Below are 18,056 nucleotides of genomic sequence, written 5' to 3' on the forward strand. Positions count from 1 at the left end.
CCATGACCACCACCCCGATCGACCAGCTGACTGCCCTGAGCGAGGACGAGGTCGTCACCCACTCGTACGTCAAGCACGTCGCGCTGCCCTCCGGTGGCACCCTCGCGCTCATCACGCTCGACAACGGCAAGGACTACAAGCGCCCCTCGACGCTCGGCCCGCGCACCATGCGTGAGCTGTCCGGCGTGCTCGACGAGCTCCGTGCCGCCGCGGCCGCCGGCACCGTCCAGGCCGTCGCGATCACGGGAAAGGAGTACTGCTTCGCCGCGGGCGCCGACCTGTCCCAGGCGGCAGCGCTGCCCTCCCGCGAGGTCGCGCACGAGCTCGGTGTGCTCGGCCACGCCACGCTCCGGAAGTTCAGCGAGCTCGGTGTCCCGTCCTTCGCGTTCGTCAACGGCATCGCGCTCGGCGGCGGGCTCGAGGTGGCGCTGCACTGCACCTACCGGGTGTTCTCGTCCGCTGCCCAGGGCATCGGGCTGCCCGAGGTCTTCCTCGGCATCATCCCCGGCTGGGGTGGCGCGACGCTGCTCCCCCGCCTGATCGGTCCGGAGAAGGCCCTGCGGGTCATCGTCGAGAACCCGCTGAAGAACAACCGTCTGATGGACGGGAAGGCCGCGGTCGACCTGGGCATCGGCGATGCGCTGATCCCCTCGGTGACGTTCCTGCCGTCCGCGGTCGCCTGGGCCGACGGTGTCGTGTCCGGTCGCACCAAGGTGGTCCGCAAGAACGAACCCGGCATGATCGAGAAGGCCGCCTGGGGCACCGTCGTCAAGGTGGCCCGCCAGCAGGTGACGTCGAAGATCGGCAGCGTCCCGAAGTCGCCGTTCCGCGCGCTCGACCTCGTCGCCGCCGCCAAGTCGGGGTCGCTCGAGGAGCGCTTCGCCGGGGAGGACGACGCCCTCGCCGACCTGCTCGCCGGGGACCAGTTCGCGGCGTCGATGTACGCGTTCGACCTGGTGCAGAAGCGGGCCAAGCGCCCGGTCGGCGCTCCCGAGGGCGTCGACGCGAAGAAGGTCACGAAGGTCGGCGTCCTCGGCGCCGGGCTGATGGCCTCGCAGTTCGCACTGCTCTTCGCCCGCCGACTCGGGGTCCCCGTCGTCATCACCGACGTCTCGCAGGAGCGCGTCGACGCCGGTGTCGCGCGGATCCGCCAGTCCGTGGACGAGATGCTCGCCAAGGGCCGGGTCTCGCAGGACGACGCGAACCGCATCACCGCACTCGTCAGCGGTTCGGTGTCGTACGACGCCTTCGCGGACGCCGACTGGGTGATCGAGGCCGTCTTCGAGGAGATGGGCGTCAAGCAGGAGGTGTTCCGGAAGATCGAGCAGGTCATCGCACCGGACGCGATCCTCGCCACGAACACCTCGTCGCTGTCGGTGGACGAGATGGCGTCGGTGCTGCAGAACCCGGAGCGTCTGGTCGGGTTCCACTTCTTCAATCCCGTCGCGGTGATGCCGCTGCTCGAGGTCGTCCGCGCTTCCCGGACGTCCGACGAGGCCGTCGCCACCGCACTGGCCGTCGCGAAGACCCTGAAGAAGACCGCGATCGTCACGGCCGACCAGCCGGGCTTCGTCGTCAACCGGGTGCTCGCACGCGTCCTCGGCGAGGCCATGCGTGGCGTCGAGGAGGGCACCCCGTTCGAGACCGTGGCCGAGGGCGCCGCTCCCCTGGGCCTGCCGATGTCCCCGTTCGAGCTGCTCGAGCTCGTCGGCCTGCCGGTCGGCGCGCACGTGCTCGACTCGCACCACGCCGCCTGGCCGGAGCGCTTCTACCCGGGCGACGGGCTGAAGCGGATCGCCGAGCACGGGACGATCCTGACCCGCGACAAGAAGGGCAACGCGACCGGGTACGACTCCGCTGCCGTGAAGCTCGTCGCCCCGTCGCGGAAGGACGCCCACCCGGTCGACGCTGCCGAGATGCAGCGCCGGTTCGAGGACGCCCTGGCCGACGAGGTGCACCGCATGCTCGAAGACGGGGTCGTCCAGCACGTCGAGGAGATCGACCTCGGGCTGATCCTCGGCGCGGGCTACCCGTTCCAGGCCGGCGGCATCAGCCCGTACCTCGACCGCAGCGGGGCGTCCGAGCGGGTCTTCGGCGGCACGTTCCACGAGCCGCCGATCGTCGGGCCCGCCTCCCGCTGACCCGGCGCCCGGGCGGCCGCTGCCGGTGCCTGGCGCCGGCAGGCTCCGCACAACAGGAACCGCCCCGAACCATGGGATCCCATGGTTCGGGGCGGTTCCTGTTGTGCGACGCCGAAGCGCGCCGGGCACGCGCCCAGCGTCAGCGCTCCGCGGACTCCCGCGACCGCGCCGGCTTCGCCTGGGGCACCTTCGTCCCCACGACCTGGTCGATGACGTCGCGGGCGATCGCCTGCGCCGTCAGTCCGGCATCGGCGAGGATCTGACTGCGGCTGGCGTGGGCGATGAACTCGTCCGGCAGCCCGAGCTCGTTCACACCCGTGTCGACCCCGGCAGCGCGGAGGTCCTGCCGCAGCCGGGTCCCGACGCCACCGACGCGGACGCCGTCCTCGATCGTGATGACGAGCCGGTGGTCGCGCGACAGGTCGATGAGCGACGCCGGGATCGGCACCACCCACCGCGGGTCGACGACGGTCACGCCGATGCCCTGCGCCTCGAGCAGCCCGGCGGCCTCGAGCGCGGTCGGCACCATCGACCCGACGGCCACGATCAACACGTCCTCCGACGCCTCCGACGCGTGCAGGACGTCCACCCCGTCCGCCGTCCGGGACACCGCGGGGATGTCCGGTCCGACCTGGCCCTTGGACCACCGGAGGACCGTGGGCGCGTCGTCGACGGCCACGGCCTCCCGGAACTCCTCGCGCAGGGTGACGGCGTCGCGCGGCGCGGCGATCCGGATGCCCGGGACCACCTGGAGCAGCGCCAGGTCCCACATGCCGTGGTGCGACGGGCCGTCGGGACCGGTGATGCCGGCCCGGTCGAGGACGAACGTCACCCCGGCGCGGTGCAGGGCGACGTCCATGAGCACCTGGTCGAACGCCCGGTTGAGGAAGGTGGCGTAGAGGGCCACGACGGGGTGCAGTCCCCCGTACGCCAGACCCGCCGCCGTGGTGACCGCGTGCTGCTCGGCGATGCCGACGTCGATCACCCGGTCGGGGTGAGCCTGCTGGAACAGGTGCAGCCCGGTGGGTCGGAGCATCGCGGCGGTGATCGCCATGATGCGCGGGTCCTCGTGACCGACCTCGGCCAGGGTGGCGGCGAAGACCGACGTCCACGACGGCCCCGAGGCCTTGTCGAGCGACTCGCCGGTCTCCGGGTCGATGTGCCCGACGGCGTGGAACTGGTCCGCCTGGTCACGGAGCGCGGGCTCGAAGCCGTGCCCCTTCTCGGTGATCACGTGCACGATGACCGGCGAGCCGTACCCCTTCGCCTGCCGGAGCGCCGCCTCCATTGCCTGCTGGTCGTGGCCGTCGACCGGGCCGATGTACTTGATGTCGAGGTTCGAGTACAGCGCCTCGTTGTTCGTGAAGCGCGACAGGAAGCCGTGCAGCCCGCCGCGGAGGCCGCGGTACACCGCACGCCCGGGCGCGCCGAAGTGGTCGGCTGCGGCGCGGCTCTTCTCGTACAGCGTGCGGTACTCGCGGCGGGTGCGGACCGAGCTGAGGAACCGGGCCATCCCACCGATCGTCGGCGCGTACGAGCGGCCGTTGTCGTTGACCACGATCACCAGGCGGCGGTCGTTCTGGTCCGAGATGTTGTTGAGCGCCTCCCATGTCATGCCACCGGTGAGGGCGCCGTCGCCGACGACCGCGACGACCGTGCGGTCGGACTGCCCGGTCTGCTGGAAGGCGCGGGAGATGCCGTCCGCCCACGACAGCGAGGAGGACGCGTGCGAAGACTCGACGATGTCGTGCTCCGACTCGCTGCGCTGCGGGTAGCCAGCGATCCCGCCGCGCTCACGCAGGTGCGAGAAGTCCTGGCGCCCGGTGACGAGCTTGTGCACGTACGACTGGTGGCCGGTGTCGAAGACGAAGGGGTCGTGCGGCGACTCGAAGACCCGGTGCATGGCGAGGGTCAGCTCGACGACGCCGAGGTTCGGCCCGAGGTGGCCGCCGGTCTTGGCGACCTCGGCGACCAGGAAGGTGCGGATCTCGGCGGCGAGTTCGGTCATCTGCGCGTCGGAGAGACGCTTCAGGTCGCGCGGGGACGTGATGCTGGCGAGCAGGCTCACGGGCGCTCCTTTCGTACGGCTGACGGCCCACTCTATGCGCGCGACCGGCACACGGACTGGAGGCGCGGTGACGGCCCGCCACGCGCCTCCCGTCCTCCGCAACACGCAACCAGGGCGGCTCCTCGCAACGGAGTACCGCTGCGTGGAGCCGCCCAGGTTGCGTGTTGCGAGGGGTCAGACGAGGGAGCGGAGGACGTACTGCAGGATGCCGCCGTTCCGGTAGTAGTCGGCCTCACCCGGGGTGTCGATGCGGACGACCGCGTCGAACTCGATCGGCTGCTTGCCGGCCGGCGAGTGCTCGGTCGGCTCGGCCGTGACGTGCACCGTCTTCGGCGTGGTGCCGTCGTTCAGCGCGGTCAGACCCGAGATCGAGATCGACTCGGTGCCGTCGAGCCCGAGGGAGTCGATCGACTCGCCCGCCGGGAACTGCAGCGGGACGACGCCCATGCCGATGAGGTTCGACCGGTGGATCCGCTCGAAGCTCTCGGTGATGACGGCCTTGACGCCCAGCAGGCTCGTGCCCTTCGCCGCCCAGTCACGGGAGGAACCGGAGCCGTACTCCTTGCCACCCAGGACGACGAGCGGGGTGCCCTGCGCCTGGTAGTGCTCGGACGCGTCGTAGATGAACGACTGGGCACCGTCGGGCGTGGTGAAGTCGCGGGTGTAGCCGCCCTCGACCCCGTCGAGCAGCTGGTTGCGCAGACGGATGTTCGCGAACGTGCCGCGGATCATGACCTCGTGGTTGCCGCGACGCGAGCCGTAGGAGTTGAAGTCCTTGCGGTCGACACCGTGGTCGGCGAGGTACTTGCCCGCCGGGCTGTCCGCCTTGATCGAACCGGCCGGCGAGATGTGGTCGGTGGTGACCGAGTCGCCGAGCTTCGCGAGCACGCGGGCACCCGAGATGTCCGAGACCGCGTCCGGCTGCATGGTCATGCCATCGAAGTACGGGGGCTTCCGCACGTAGGTGGACTCGCTGTCCCACTCGAACGTGTCACCGGTCGGGGTCGGCAGGTTCTTCCAGCGGTCGTCGCCCTCGAACACGGAGCCGTACTCGTGGGTGAACATCTCGGTGTCGATCGAGGCGTCGATGACCTGCTGGACCTCGGCCGTGTCGGGCCAGATGTCCTTGAGGTACACCGAGTTGCCGTCGGTGTCGGTGCCGAGCGAGTCGGTGTCGAAGTCGAAGTGCATCGAGCCGGCGAGGGCGTACGCGATGACCAGCGGCGGCGAGGCCAGGTAGTTCATCTTGACGTCCGGGTTGATGCGGCCCTCGAAGTTGCGGTTGCCCGAGAGCACCGCGGTGACGGCGAGGTCGTTGTCCTGCACGGCCTGCGAGATCTCGTCCGGCAGCGGGCCGGAGTTGCCGATGCACGTGGTGCAGCCGTAGCCGACCGTGTAGAAGCCGAGGTCCTCGAGGTAGGTCGTGAGTCCGGCCTTCTCGTAGTAGTCCGTGACGACCTTCGACCCGGGGGCCAGGGTGGTCTTCACCCACGGCTTGGCCTTGAGGCCCTTCTTCGCCGCGTTGCGGGCGAGGATGCCGGCGGCCATCATCACGGACGGGTTCGACGTGTTCGTGCAGGACGTGATCGCCGCGATCGCGACGGCGCCGTGGTCGATGGTGAACGGGTCACCGTCGGCGATGGCGACCGAGGTCGGCTTGGACACGGTGCCGGGCGCACTGGAGGCGTGGGCCGGGACCTCGGACGCCGGTGCGTCCTGCAGGTCGTCGACCGCGTGCTCGTCGCCGGGGGCCGCGGCCACCGGGTCGGAGGCCGGGAACGTGTCCGCGACGGCCTTGTCCTCTTCGGTGTGGTCGATGCTCGCGTAGTTGGCGAGGTCGACCTCGAACTGGTCCTTCGCGTGCGACAGGACGATGCGGTCCTGCGGGCGCTTCGGGCCGGAGATCGACGGGACGACCGTGGAGAGGTCGAGCTCGAGGTACTCCGAGTAGGCCGGCTCGACCGACGGGTCGTGCCAGAGGCCCTGGGTCTTCGAGTAGGCCTCGACCAGGGCGATCTGTGCCTCGTCGCGACCGGTCAGGCGCAGGTAGTCGAGCGTGACGTCGTCGACCGGGAAGATCGCGGCCGTCGAGCCGAACTCGGGGCTCATGTTGCCGATGGTCGCGCGGTTCGCGAGCGGCACCGCGCCGACGCCCTCGCCGTAGAACTCGACGAACTTGCCGACCACGCCGTGCTTGCGGAGCTGCTCGGTGATGGTGAGCACCACGTCGGTCGCGGTCACGCCGGCGGGGATCTCGCCCGAGAGCTTGAAGCCGACGACCTTCGGGATGAGCATCGACACCGGCTGGCCGAGCATCGCCGCTTCGGCCTCGATGCCGCCGACGCCCCAGCCCAGCACACCGAGGCCGTTGACCATCGTGGTGTGCGAGTCGGTGCCGACCAGGGTGTCCGGGTAGGCGTAGGTCTCGCCGTCGAAGTCACGCGTGTAGGTGACCTTCGCCAGGTACTCGATGTTGACCTGGTGGACGATGCCGGTGCCCGGCGGGACGACCTTGAAGTCCTCGAACGCCGTCTGGCCCCAGCGGAGGAACTGGTAGCGCTCCCCGTTCCGCTCGTACTCCAGGTCGGTGTTGCGCTGGAGGGCGTCCGAGCTGCCGAAGAGGTCCGCGATGACCGAGTGGTCGATGACCATCTCGGCCGGGGACAGCGGGTTGATCTTGTTCGGGTCGCCGCCGATCTCCGCCATCGCTTCACGCATGGTGGCGAGGTCGACGATGCACGGGACGCCGGTGAAGTCCTGCATGACCACGCGGGCCGGGGAGAACTGGATCTCGGTGTCCGGGTCGGCCTCGGGCTTCCACGATCCGAGCGCGCGGATCTGGCCCTCGGTGACGTTCTTGCCGTCCTCGGTGCGCAGGAGGTTCTCGAGCAGCACCTTGAGGCTGTACGGGAGCTTCTCGTGCCCGGGCACGGCGTCGATCCGGTGGATGGCGTAGTCGACACCCCCGACCGAGAGTGTGTCCTTCGAGCCGAAGCTGTTGACTGCAGCCACTGTGCCGCCTCCCTGTTGATCGGTGTGCCCTCATCCTCGCGGGCCGCGGGACGTCCCACCAGCAAGGTGAACCTAAACCCGGGGACTCCGTCGTGCCCGGATCAAAGTGTCTTGACGTCGAGACAACTCTACACCGCGGCGGGTTCGTCCTTGACGAAGACGGTCCGGACGAGCAGCCACGTCACCCAGAGCAGGGCCGCGTAGAGCGGGACGCCGGTGATGAGCTTGATGCCGGCGAGCAGTTCGACCTGCGCCGCCAACCAGAGCGGGATCTCGAAGGCCAGGCGGAAGGCGAAGAGCCCGGCCCACATCCACGTCGCAACGGTGAGCACCCGTCGCTTGGCCGGGTCGTCCCGCCAGTCGTGCCCGTCGTCGTCCCCCGGCACGAGCAGCCCGACGATCAGGCCGATCAGCGGCCGACGCATCGCCAGCGTGACGAGGATCACCGCCAGGAACACCGCGTTGATGACGATGCCGGGGATGAAGTTGCTCTCGGCGCGACCGGTCAGCAGGGCGAGGCCCGCCGAGATCGCGACGCCGAAGATGCCGGCGAAGGACATCATGATCGACTGGCGCTGGAGCAGCCGGAGCACCACGAAGACGAGCCCGATCACGACCGGGACGACGACGCTCGGCACGACCTCCTTCGTGATCGCGTAGACGATCAGGAAGGCGAAGCCCGGCAGCACCGACTCGGCGAGCCCGCGGACACCACCGACGGCCGTCAGCAGGGCCTTGCCGGAGGGGGCCTCCCCCGGGGCGACCTGCCCGATGCCCGCGTTCCGCACCGCGTCGCGCAGCTGGGCCTGCAGCGACAGCGGTTCGGCGCGCTCCTCGGCGAAGGGGTCCGGGGTGACCGCATCGGGACGCGAGCGGTCGTCGTGGTCCGTCACCGGGCCTCCAGGCTGGTTCGTGGGGTCGGCCGCAGCCGCGTCAGATGGTCGACTGCGCCGACTTCGGCATGTGCAGCGGGATCAGGTCGCGCGGCGGCATCGGCGTCGTGCCGCGCACGACGACGACGCTGCGGAAGAGCTCTTCGATGTCGGCGGAGTCGTCGGGCTGGTCGGCGGCCTTGCCGGCGATCACGCCACGGAGGAACCAGCGCGGGCCGTCGACGCCGACGAACCGGGCCGCACGGACGCCGTCGGTGACACCCTCGCCACCGACGACGGGCACCTGGGCGCGGAGTTCGGGGCCGAACGGGCCGTCGACCTCGGTCACGACACCACCCTGCTGCTGGATCTGCTCCGCGATCTGCGCGCGGATCTCGTGCCAGAGCCCGGTCGACCGCGGTGCGGCGAAGGGCTGCACCTGCAAGGTCGAGTCGTCGAAGTCGAGCCCGACGGCGACCACGCGCTGCGAGTCCTCTTCCACCTCGAGGCGGAGGTGCAGGCCCTCGCGCGGCAGGATCTTCACGCCACCCAGGTCGACGTACGGGCGGACCAGGTTCGCCTCGGTCTCGTCGAGGGGGCCGTTGTCGCTGCGGTCCAGCGGTGCCGACTTGTCGGTCGACTCGGTGGCCAGCACCTCGTCGAAGCCCGCGTCGGCGTCGTCGGCGAGTTCGATCTCGGGCGAGGGCCCGGCGACCTCGACGTCGTCCACCACGGCCTCGGCGACCTCGACCTCGTCGCGCTTGCGTCGTCCGATCCTCATGACCGCGTCCCTTCCAGACCCTGCTCGTGCATGTCGGCGGGCGTTCCCGCTCCGCCGTTCCGTTCGGTGTCCTGCTCAGCGTCGACGACGTCGGCGGACCCCTGGTGACCGGTGCGGTCACCGTAGCCCGACGACCCGAACCCGCCCTGTCCGCGGACGCTCTCCGGCAGTTCGGTGACCTGCGTGAACGTCACGCGGGGCACCGGCAGGACGATGAGCTGCGCGATCCGGTCCCCGACCTGGACCGCGTACGGCTCGGTGGCGTCCGTGTTGAGCAGCGCGACCTTGACCTCGCCGCGGTAGCCCGAGTCGATGGTGCCGGGCGCGTTCACGATGGTGATGCCGTGCTTGGCCGCGAGCCCGCTGCGGGGCACGACGAAGCCGACGTGCTGGTCCGGCAGGGCGATCGCGAGCCCGGTGCCGACCAGGCGGCGCTCCCCGGGCGCGAGCACGAAGGACTCGGCGGACACCAGGTCGGCCCCGGCGTCGCCGGGCTTGGCGAACACGGGGGCGGCGTTGCCGGTCCAGAGGACGTCGACTGCTTCGGTCACGAGACGAGGGTAGTGCAGACCGTGACCGATCCGTGACCTGCTCCGAGCACGCAGCGGCTCGTGGTCGAATGGAGGGGTGACCGTGTACCGCGAACGACTGTGGGCCCCGCCCGCCCTGTACCTGGCGACGGCGCTCGTCATCCCCGCGAGCCTCCTCGTCTTCCTGCCCATCAGCGCGACCGCCGGGGTCGCCGTGGCCATCGGCATGGAGCTCGGCGTGCTCCTGCTCCTGTGGGCACTCGCACCCGTCATCGAGGTGACGGACACCGAGTTCCGTGCCGGACGGGCCCACCTGCCCCGCTCGGTCGTCGGCGAGGTCGCCGGGTTCGACGGTGCTGCGGCGACGAGCCAGCGCGGACCGGAGCTGGACGCGCGCGCCTGGACCCTGTTCCGCGGCTACGTGCACGGGGTCGTCAAGGTGGAGGTCCGGGACGCCGCCGACCCGACGCCGTACTGGCTCGTGAGCGTCCGCGACCCGGAGGCCGTCACCCGGGCCCTGACGAGCGGCGCCACGCAGACGAACGGCACCGGACCGGCCTGACCGCGCACCCCGCACATGCGGAACGGCCCGCATCCAGCAGGATGCGGGCCGTTCCGGCGTTCGGTCGGTGTCTCAGAGTGCAGCGCACTCCATGCAGACCGGGCCGAGCTTCGTCTCGTGGTCGAGCTGCGAGCGGTGCTTCACCAGGAAGCACTCCACACAGGTGAACTCGTCGACCTGCGGGGGCAGGACGACGACGTCGAGGTCGACGTCGCTGAGGTCCTGGCCCGCGAGCTCGAAGCTGCCCGGGTTGTCAGAATCGTCGTCGACGACTCCCGACATCTTGTCGGGGACGCGCTCCTTGAGGGCCTCGATCGACTCCGAGTCAGAGTTGTCGTCGGTCTTCCGAGGGGCGTCGTAATCGGTGGCCATGCCCATCCATTTCTCGTATCGAGAGGTCGTCGCCGGATTCGGCGGCGACAGTTTGCACCACGGCCCGTCCGAGTGCAAACCGAGTACTCGAGCGGTGCGTTCTGGCCGTGCAACCCGGCGCGCATCCCGACCATTCCCGATGCCGGGGACGAGACGCGCGGCACGCCGGGTGCCTGCGCCGAAAGTGCTGCAGCGGCCTGCATACTCCTCGGGTACGAGGCACGACCGTACGCAGGCAGCGGAGGGCGGAACCCATGCAAGACGTGAGAGTCATCGGAGTCGAATCCGGGTCACTCCTCCTGGCGACCGACGGCGGGACCGAGTTCCGGCTGCCCGTCACCGCGTCGCTCCCGGGCCAGGTCCGGCAGGCGAACCCCGACTCCGGGCCGCAGAAGCGCGTCTCGCCGAAGGACGTGCAGGCACGCATCCGCAGCGGTTCCGACGCCGCCGACGTCGCCGCCGTCCTGGGGGTCGAGGTCGACTACGTCCGCCGCTTCGAGGGCCCGGTGCTCGCCGAGCGCGCGTTCGTCCTCGACGCCGCCCGTCGGGTCAGTGTGACCCCGGTCGACGACGCCTCCCCCGACACCTTCGGCGCGGCCATCACGGCCCGCCTCGAGTCCGGCGACGCCACCGACATCGCGTGGTCGAGCTGGAAGCACGTCGAGAACGGCTGGCAGGTGCAGGTCCGCTACACCGCGGCCGAGGTCGAGCACGACGCCCAGTGGCGCTTCGACCCGAAGACCGCCACGCTCGTGCCGGACAACGGTGACGCGCACCGCCTGTCCCACACCGAGGACGAGGGCATCGCCCCGCGTCTCCGCGCCGTCGAGTACGAGCGTCAGGACGAGGACGGCACCCGGTTCGACTCCGGCGCCTTCCACGTCGAGGAGCCCGCCGCCGAGGAACCGGCTGCCCCCGAGGCGGTCGAGCGCACCTCGCTGCGTCCGCCGCTCCCCCGCATCGGTACCTCGTACGTCGAGGAGCGCGCGCCCGGCAACGAGACCGCGGACCTGCTCGAGGCGCTCCGTCGCCGCCGCGGTGAGCGCGAGGCCGCGTCCTTCCCCGACCAGCAGGACGCCCCGCGCGGCACCTCGGTCGGACTCGTCGACCTGCCCGTGTCCCCCGTCGACGACTCGGACACCGCCCCGCAGCCGGAGGCCCGGCCCACCGCCGTCCCGGACGGCGACAGCCGCTCGGACCGCCGCAAGCGCAACCGCCGGGCGATGCCCAGCTGGGACGAGATCGTCTTCGGCACCCGTCCGGACGACGACACCGTCTGACCCGACCGACTCTGACAGGAGGCCCGTCCCACGTCCGTGGGGCGGGCCTCCTGTCCGTCTCGGGGCCGAGTCCCCGGGCCCGATGCGGTCGGGGCCGGCGCAGGACCGGCGGGTCCTACTGGGCGAACGCGCCCGCGAGGCGCAAGGGCACGAGCAGTTCGTCGTCGCTCATCGCCCCGTGTTGACCGATCATCCGGCCGGGCTCGACGCCGTCGCGGACCTCGCGGTCGTCGTTGAACGCCCACGACCCCTTCGCGACGAGCAGCACGTCGCCGATGCGCGGCAGGACGGCGTCGTCGACCGGGCCGAACCACCCGGCGGCCACGGCCTCGTCCCGGCTGGCCACCACCGCACGCTTGCCCAGGGACGCCCGGAACGCGTCCACCAGGGCCGGCACGTCCGTACCCGGTGCGACGGTCAGCTGCCGGCAGCGCGGGTCCCCCGCCACACCGACGACGTCCACCAGCAGGGCGGGGTCCATCGCGACGTTGCTGTGCGGCGGCACGTCGAGCACGCCGTGGTCCGCCGTGACGAGCACCCCGACGTCCGGGTCCACCCGGGCGTCCAGACGGGAGAGCTCGGCGTCGACGAGCTCGAGTGCCGCGGTCCACCGGTCGGACTGCCAGCCGTGCTTGTGCCCGATCGAGTCGAGTTCGGGGATGTAGAGGTAGACGAGCTGCCGTCCGCTACCGGTGGCGTCGAGCGCGGCGTCGATCCGGGCCGGGATCGTGTCGGCCGCGACGAAGCGCGCGCCGCCGAGGACGTTCGCCGTCATGCCGGAGGACCGGTAGCGGGTGGGCGCAACGACGACCGGGTCCACGCCGAGCCCGGACGCCGCGGTGAACACGGTCTCGGAGCGCAGCCACCCGGCGGGCACCTCGGTGTCCCACCCGCTGAGCAGGTTCATCACGCGGGATTCTTCCGGGTTCCAGCCGCTGTAGCCGACGACGCCGTGCTCGCCGGGCTGCCGGCCGGTCGTCAGCGTGGTCAGCGCCGCGGCGGTCGTGGTCGGGAAGCCGCTGCGCAACCGCTTCTTCGTCGCGGTGAGGAACCGGGCGTGGCCGGCGCGTGCCGCGAGGGCGTTCGCGCCGAGGCCGTCGACCAGGACGACGATCGCGGAACGGGCGGGGCGGAGGGTGATCCGGGCCTCCCGTCCGGTGTCCCGCAACCAGGCGTCGTCGGCGGCGCCCAGCGCGACCAGGCAACTCGGCAGCACGTCGGCGAGGTTCACGGCGGCGTCGGGGGCCGTCGGTACGCTTGTTCCCACCCCCAGAGTCTTCCAGATCGAGCTGGGTCGGCAGAGAGGTGTCATGGCACGCACGGACGTCGTCGGGCTGCCCGACGGTGAGCGCATCGAGGACGTCGACGTCTCGGAGGAGATGCAGGGGTCGTTCCTGGAGTACGCGTACTCGGTCATCTACTCCCGCGCCCTGCCCGACGCCCGCGACGGCCTGAAGCCTGTGCAGCGCCGCATCCTGTACCAGATGGCGGAGATGGGCCTGCGGCCGGACCGCGGTCACGTGAAGAGCGCCCGCGTCACCGGCGAGGTGATGGGCAAGCTGCACCCGCACGGTGACGGCGCCATCTACGACGCACTCGTCCGACTCGCGCAGCCGTTCACCATGCGCGTGCCGCTCATCGACGGCCACGGCAACTTCGGCTCGCTCGACGACGGCCCCGCCGCCGCCCGGTACACCGAGGCCCGCCTGGCCGAACCGTCGATGGCGATGACCGAGGGCCTGGGCGAGGACGTCGTCGACTTCGTCCCGAACTACGACAACCAGATCATGCAGCCGAGCGTGCTGCCGGCGGCGTTCCCGAACCTGCTCGTCAACGGCGCGTCGGGCATCGCGGTCGGCATGGCGACGAACATGGCGCCGCACAACCTGGGCGAGGTCGTCGAGGCCGCGAAGCACCTGCTGATGCACCCGCACGCCACCCTCGACGAGCTGATGGAGTTCGTCCCCGGGCCGGACCTGCCCTCCGGCGGCACGATCGTCGGGCTCTCCGGGGTCCGCGACGCCTACGCCACCGGCCGCGGCACGTTCCGCACCCGGGCGAAGGTCTCGGTCGAGAACCTCACTCCCCGGAAGACCGGGCTGGTCGTCACCGAGCTGCCCTACCTGGTCGGCCCCGAACGGGTCATCGAGAAGATCAAGGACGGGGTGCAGTCGAAGAAGCTCGTCGGCATCTCGGACGTCAACGACCTGACGGACCGCAACCACGGCCTCCGGCTCGTCATCGGCATCAAGTCCGGCTTCAACCCGACGGCCGTCCTCGAGCAGCTGTACAAGCACACGCCGCTCGAGGAGAACTTCGGCATCAACAACGTCGCCCTGGTCGACGGCTCGCCCCGCACCCTCGGGCTCCGCGACCTGCTCGACGTCTACGTCAAGCACCGCCTGTCGGTCGTCACGCGGCGCTCCCAGTACCGGCTCGCCCGACGCCGTGAGCGCCTGCACCTGGTCGAGGGGCTGCTCATCGCGATCCTCGACATCGACGAGGTCATCCAGGTCATCCGCACCTCGGACGACTCCGAGGCCGCGCGGAGCCGACTGCGGGACGTGTTCGACCTGTCCGAGGTGCAGGCCGAGTACATCCTCGAACTCCGCCTGCGCCGCCTGACGAAGTTCTCGCGCATGGAGCTCGAGGGCGAACGCGACCAGCTGCTCGCCGACATCGCCGCGCTCGAGGAACTGCTGGCGTCGGACGACCGGCTCCGAGCCCAGGTCGCGACCGAGCTCACCGAGGTGTCCGACAAGTTCGCCACGCCCCGCCGCACGCTCCTGACCGAGGCCGACGCCCCGGTCCGTGGTGGTCGGAAGGCCACGGTCGACCCGGAGTCGCTGCAGGTCGCCGACGCTCCTTGCCGGGTGCTGCTCTCGACGACCGGGCGCCTGGTCCGCGTCGACATCCCGGCGGCCGAGTCCGGCATCGTGCACGTGCCGAAGCGCTCGAAGCACGACGCCGTCCGTTCCACCGTCGTCAGCACCGTCCGCGGACAGGTCGGTGCGCTGACCTCGACCGGGCGTGTCGTGCGGTTCTCCCCCGTCGACGTCCCCGCCGTGCCGCCCGCGTCGGTGCGACTCGACGCCGGAGTCCGCGTGACCGAGTACCTGGGTGTGCCGAAGAGCGAGACCGTCGTCGCCCTCGTGTCCCTCGACGCCGCCGTCGCGGACTCCGTCGCCATCGGCACCGCCCAGGGCGTCGTCAAGCGCGTCGTCCCGGCTGCCTGGCCGGACAAGCCGGACTTCCCCGCCATCGGACTGAAGCCCGGCGACCACGTCGTCGGCGCCGCCCAGGCACCGGAGTCCGACGACCTGGTCTTCGTCACCTCGAACGCCCAGCTGCTCCGGTTCCCGGCCGGCGCGGTCCGTCCGCAGGGGCTCCCCGCCGGTGGCGTCGCGGGCGTGTCGCTCGCCGGTGGCGCCAGCGTCATCTGGTTCGGCTCCGTCGCCGTCACCGAGGACACCGTCGTCGCCACCGTCTCGACCACCTCGAGCGCCCTGCCGGGTACCGACGCCGGTCGTGCCAAGGTCTCGGCGCTGACCGAGTTCCCGGCGAAGGGCCGCGGCACCCAGGGAGTCCGGGCACACGCGTTCCTCAAGGGCGAGGACGGGCTCTCGGTCGCGTGGGCCGGCGTCGCGCCCCCGCACGCGGTCGGGTCGGACGGCGCCGCTCGGACGCTGCCGGACTGGCTGTCCAAGCGCGACGGGTCGGGCAGTCCGCTCGACGCCGAGGTCGTCACCATCGGTGGCAGTGCCGCCGCGGTGGACGGGACGCGCGGCGAGGCCTGACGCGGGCGTTCCGTCGTCGGGCGCTACGTCGGCGCCCGGTCAGGCGTCGATGCGCTCGCGGTCCAGGCCCTCGCCCGCCAGGATGAACTCCTTGCGCGGCGCGACGTCGTTGCCCATGAGCAGCTCGAACACCTTCGCGGCCGACTCAGCGTGCGACACGTTCACCCGGCGCAGGGTGCGGTGCGCGCGGTCCATCGTCGTCTCGGCGAGCTGGTCGGCGTCCATCTCCCCCAGGCCCTTGTAGCGCTGGATCGGCTCGAGGTACTTCTTGTTCGACCGCTCGAGCTTCTTCAACAGGGTCGTCAGCTCCTGCTCGGAGTACGTGTACAGCGTGTCGTTCGGCTTGCCGCGGTTCACGACCACGACCCGGTGCAGCGGCGGGACAGCGGCGAACACCCGGCCCTGCTCGATCATCGGGCGCATGTAGCGGAAGAACAGCGTCAGCAGCAGCGTGCGGATGTGGGCGCCGTCGACGTCGGCGTCGGACATGATGATGACCTTGCCGTACCGGGCCTGGTCGAGCTCGAACGTCCGGCCGGAGCCGGCGCCGATCACCTGGATGATCGAGGCACACTCGACGTTCGAGAGCATGTCCGACACGGACGCCTTCTGCACGTTGAGGATCTTGCCGCGGATCGGCAGCAGCGCCTGGTACTCGCTGTTCCGCGCGAGCTTCGCGGTGCCCAGGGCCGAGTCGCCCTCGACGATGAACAGCTCGGTGCCCTCGACGTCGTTCGACCGGCAGTCGGCGAGCTTGGTCGGCAGCGAGGAGTTCTCGAGCGCGTTCTTGCGGCGCTGCGTCTCCTTGTGCGCGCGGGCCGAGATGCGGGTCTTCATCTCGGCGACGACCTTCTCGAGCAGCCCGGCGGCCTGCGCCTTCTCGGTGCGCTGGGTCGACGTCAGGATCTCGGTCATCCGCTTCGACACGACCGAGTCGACGATGCGGCGGACGGCCGGCGTGCCGAGGATCTCCTTCGTCTGCCCCTCGAACTGCGGCTCCGGCAGCCGGACGGTCAGCACGGCGGTGAGCCCGGCGAGCACGTCGTCCTTCTCGAGCTTGTCCTGGCCGACCTTGAGCTTGCGGGCGTTCGCCTCGACCTGGGTGCGCACGGCCTTGACCAGTCCGGCCTCGAAGCCCGCCTGGTGCGTGCCGCCCTTCGGCGTGGCGATGATGTTGACGAAGCTGCGGAACACCGTCTCGTAGCCGTCGCCCCAACGCAGGGCCACGTCGACCTCGCAGGTCCGCTCGACCTCGGTCGAGACCATGTGGCCCTTGTCGTCGAGCATCGGCACGGTCTCCTTGAACGTGCCCGAGCCCTGGATGCGCCAGACGTCGGTCTTCGCGCCGTCGACGGCCAGGTGCTCGACGAACTCGCCGATCCCGCCCTCGTAGCGGAACCGCTCGATGACGGGGCCCTGCTCGACGAGCGCACTCGGCTCGGCGTCGGCATCGACGTCGGCGCCGGTCGTGGCCAGCGCCGGCGCTGGTGCCGCCAACGCGGCTCGCTCCGCCGCGGCCCGGATCGACGCCGGACGGGCGTCGGTGATCGTCAGCCCCAGGCCGGGGACCAGGAACGCCGTCTGGCGCGCCCGGTTCACCAGGTCCCCGGTGCTGAACGCGGCGTCCTTCGTGAAGATCTGCCGGTCTGCCCAGTACCGCACCCGGGTGCCGGTGACACCCTTCTTCACCTTGCCGATGACGCGGAGTTCGCTGCCCGACGTGAACGGCGCGAACGGGGCGTCCGGGCCGATGCCCTGCGCGTCGTCGAAGACGCCGGGCTCGCCACGGTGGAACGACATGGCGTAGGTCTTGCCGCCACGGTCGACCTCGACGTCCAGACGCTCCGACAGCGCGTTCACGACCGAGGCACCGACGCCGTGCAGTCCGCCCGACGCCGCGTACGACCCCGAGCCGAACTTGCCGCCGGCGTGCAGCTTGGTGAACACGACCTCCACCCCGGTCAGGCCGGTCTTCGGCTCGACGTCGACCGGGATGCCGCGGGCGACGTCGGAGACCTCGACCGATCCGTCCGCGTGCAGGATCACGCCGATCTCGTCCCCGTGTCCGGCGAGGGCTTCGTCGACCGAGTTGTCGATGACCTCCCACAGGCAGTGCATGAGGCCGCGGGAGTCCGTCGAGCCGATGTACATGCCGGGACGCTTCCGGACCGCCTCGAGTCCTTCGAGGACGGAGAGATGCCGTGCGGAGTAGTCGGAGCTCACCTGACGAGCGTAGCGATCGAGACCGACACTGCCGGGGCACACGGCCGGTGTGCCTCGGCCTGGGGACAACCCTTGCGCGCAGAGCGAACGAGGGGCCTCAGGATGCCGGGCATCCAGCCAGGACGTGTTGGAATGGGTGCATTCACCGCACCGTACTGCGATCCGTGAGGAGCACAGCAATGACCCAGACCGTGCAGGACCTCCCCGTCGACGAACTCAACGACAACCACCAGCTCACCGCGGCCGACCGCTGCGACAGCTGCGGTGCGCAGGCCTACATCCGCGCCACCATGGCCAGTGGTGAACTCCTGTTCTGCGCTCACCACGGCGCCGAGTTCAAGGACAAGCTGGCTGCGACCGCGCTCGAGTGGCACGACGAGTCGTCCCGGCTCCGCGAGTCCAAGTAGGCGACACACCC

At 70.8% G+C, this 18,056-nt stretch carries 12 protein-coding genes and 1 pseudogene; 5 read left to right on the forward strand and 8 right to left on the reverse strand.

The window, feature by feature from the left end:
• Positions 1–2: 2 nt before the first annotated feature.
• On the forward strand, positions 3–2,141 hold the full coding sequence (locus QL987_RS07070; RefSeq protein WP_290156932.1) for a 3-hydroxyacyl-CoA dehydrogenase NAD-binding domain-containing protein: 2,139 nt from the start codon (positions 3–5) through the stop codon (positions 2,139–2,141).
• Between the two features lie 139 nt (positions 2,142–2,280).
• On the opposite strand, the gene dxs is transcribed toward QL987_RS07070, so the two are convergent.
• The 5 genes and pseudogenes from dxs to dut form a co-directional block, all read right to left on the reverse strand.
• Positions 2,281–4,209, reverse strand: coding sequence for a 1-deoxy-D-xylulose-5-phosphate synthase (gene dxs, locus QL987_RS07075; RefSeq protein ID WP_290156933.1), 1,929 nt, complete (start codon positions 4,207–4,209; stop codon positions 2,281–2,283).
• A gap of 174 nt (positions 4,210–4,383) precedes the next feature.
• On the reverse strand, positions 4,384–7,221 hold the full coding sequence (locus QL987_RS07080; protein WP_290156934.1) for an aconitate hydratase: 2,838 nt from the start codon (positions 7,219–7,221) through the stop codon (positions 4,384–4,386).
• A 128-nt stretch (positions 7,222–7,349) separates the two neighbouring features.
• Complete coding sequence (locus QL987_RS07085) at positions 7,350–8,114, reverse strand: DUF3159 domain-containing protein (RefSeq protein WP_111073289.1); 765 nt, start codon at positions 8,112–8,114, stop codon at positions 7,350–7,352.
• A gap of 40 nt (positions 8,115–8,154) precedes the next feature.
• Positions 8,155–8,874 (reverse strand): DUF3710 domain-containing protein, encoded by a 720-nt coding sequence (locus QL987_RS07090; protein ID WP_290156935.1) that lies wholly within the window; start codon positions 8,872–8,874, stop codon positions 8,155–8,157.
• 122 nt (positions 8,875–8,996) lie between these two features.
• A pseudogene (gene dut, locus QL987_RS07095) lies at positions 8,997–9,425 on the reverse strand (dUTP diphosphatase); the annotation flags it as partial.
• Between the two features lie 76 nt (positions 9,426–9,501).
• On the opposite strand from dut, the gene QL987_RS07100 reads away from it, so the two are divergent.
• Positions 9,502–9,966, forward strand: a complete 465-nt coding sequence (locus QL987_RS07100; protein ID WP_111073682.1) for a DUF3093 domain-containing protein — start codon at positions 9,502–9,504, stop codon at positions 9,964–9,966.
• A 72-nt stretch (positions 9,967–10,038) separates the two neighbouring features.
• Here the strand turns inward: QL987_RS07100 and QL987_RS07105 are convergent, their stop codons facing one another.
• Complete coding sequence (locus tag QL987_RS07105; protein WP_110825450.1) at positions 10,039–10,338, reverse strand: DUF4193 domain-containing protein; 300 nt, start codon at positions 10,336–10,338, stop codon at positions 10,039–10,041.
• 254 nt (positions 10,339–10,592) lie between these two features.
• Between QL987_RS07105 and sepH the strand changes: the two genes are divergently transcribed.
• A complete protein-coding gene (gene sepH / locus QL987_RS07110; protein ID WP_111073286.1) occupies positions 10,593–11,618 on the forward strand; it encodes a septation protein SepH in 1,026 nt (341 codons plus the stop codon).
• Positions 11,619–11,733: 115 nt separating this feature from the next.
• Here sepH and QL987_RS07115 read toward each other — a convergent pair whose 3' ends face one another.
• On the reverse strand, positions 11,734–12,885 hold the full coding sequence (locus QL987_RS07115; protein ID WP_290156936.1) for an alkaline phosphatase family protein: 1,152 nt from the start codon (positions 12,883–12,885) through the stop codon (positions 11,734–11,736).
• Positions 12,886–12,928: 43 nt separating this feature from the next.
• Between QL987_RS07115 and QL987_RS07120 the strand changes: the two genes are divergently transcribed.
• Positions 12,929–15,415, forward strand: a complete 2,487-nt coding sequence (locus QL987_RS07120) for a DNA topoisomerase (ATP-hydrolyzing) (RefSeq protein ID WP_290156937.1) — start codon at positions 12,929–12,931, stop codon at positions 15,413–15,415.
• A 39-nt stretch (positions 15,416–15,454) separates the two neighbouring features.
• Here QL987_RS07120 and QL987_RS07125 read toward each other — a convergent pair whose 3' ends face one another.
• Positions 15,455–17,638 carry a DNA topoisomerase IV subunit B gene (locus tag QL987_RS07125; RefSeq protein ID WP_111073284.1) on the reverse strand — a complete coding sequence of 728 codons (2,184 nt, stop codon included), beginning with the start codon at positions 17,636–17,638 and terminating at the stop codon, positions 15,455–15,457.
• Between the two features lie 179 nt (positions 17,639–17,817).
• Between QL987_RS07125 and QL987_RS07130 the strand changes: the two genes are divergently transcribed.
• Complete coding sequence (locus QL987_RS07130) at positions 17,818–18,045, forward strand: hypothetical protein (RefSeq protein WP_111073283.1); 228 nt, start codon at positions 17,818–17,820, stop codon at positions 18,043–18,045.
• Positions 18,046–18,056 lie beyond the last annotated feature (11 nt).

It is taken from the genome of Curtobacterium sp. APC 4022 (assembly GCF_030407555.1).
Taxonomy (GTDB): domain Bacteria; phylum Actinomycetota; class Actinomycetes; order Actinomycetales; family Microbacteriaceae; genus Curtobacterium.

What these genes read in the sequence shown, in the direction of transcription:
- QL987_RS07070 (WP_290156932.1), top strand. Translation starts at nt 3, where the DNA reads ATGACCACCACCCCGATCGACCAGCTGACTGCCCTGAGCGAGGACGAG.
- QL987_RS07105 (WP_110825450.1), bottom strand. Translation starts at nt 10,338, where the DNA reads ATGGCCACCGATTACGACGCCCCTCGGAAGACCGACGACAACTCTGAC.
- QL987_RS07120 (WP_290156937.1), top strand. Translation starts at nt 12,929, where the DNA reads ATGGCACGCACGGACGTCGTCGGGCTGCCCGACGGTGAGCGCATCGAG.
- QL987_RS07130 (WP_111073283.1), top strand. Translation starts at nt 17,818, where the DNA reads ATGACCCAGACCGTGCAGGACCTCCCCGTCGACGAACTCAACGACAAC.
- sepH (WP_111073286.1), top strand. Translation starts at nt 10,593, where the DNA reads ATGCAAGACGTGAGAGTCATCGGAGTCGAATCCGGGTCACTCCTCCTG.
- QL987_RS07090 (WP_290156935.1), bottom strand. Translation starts at nt 8,874, where the DNA reads ATGAGGATCGGACGACGCAAGCGCGACGAGGTCGAGGTCGCCGAGGCC.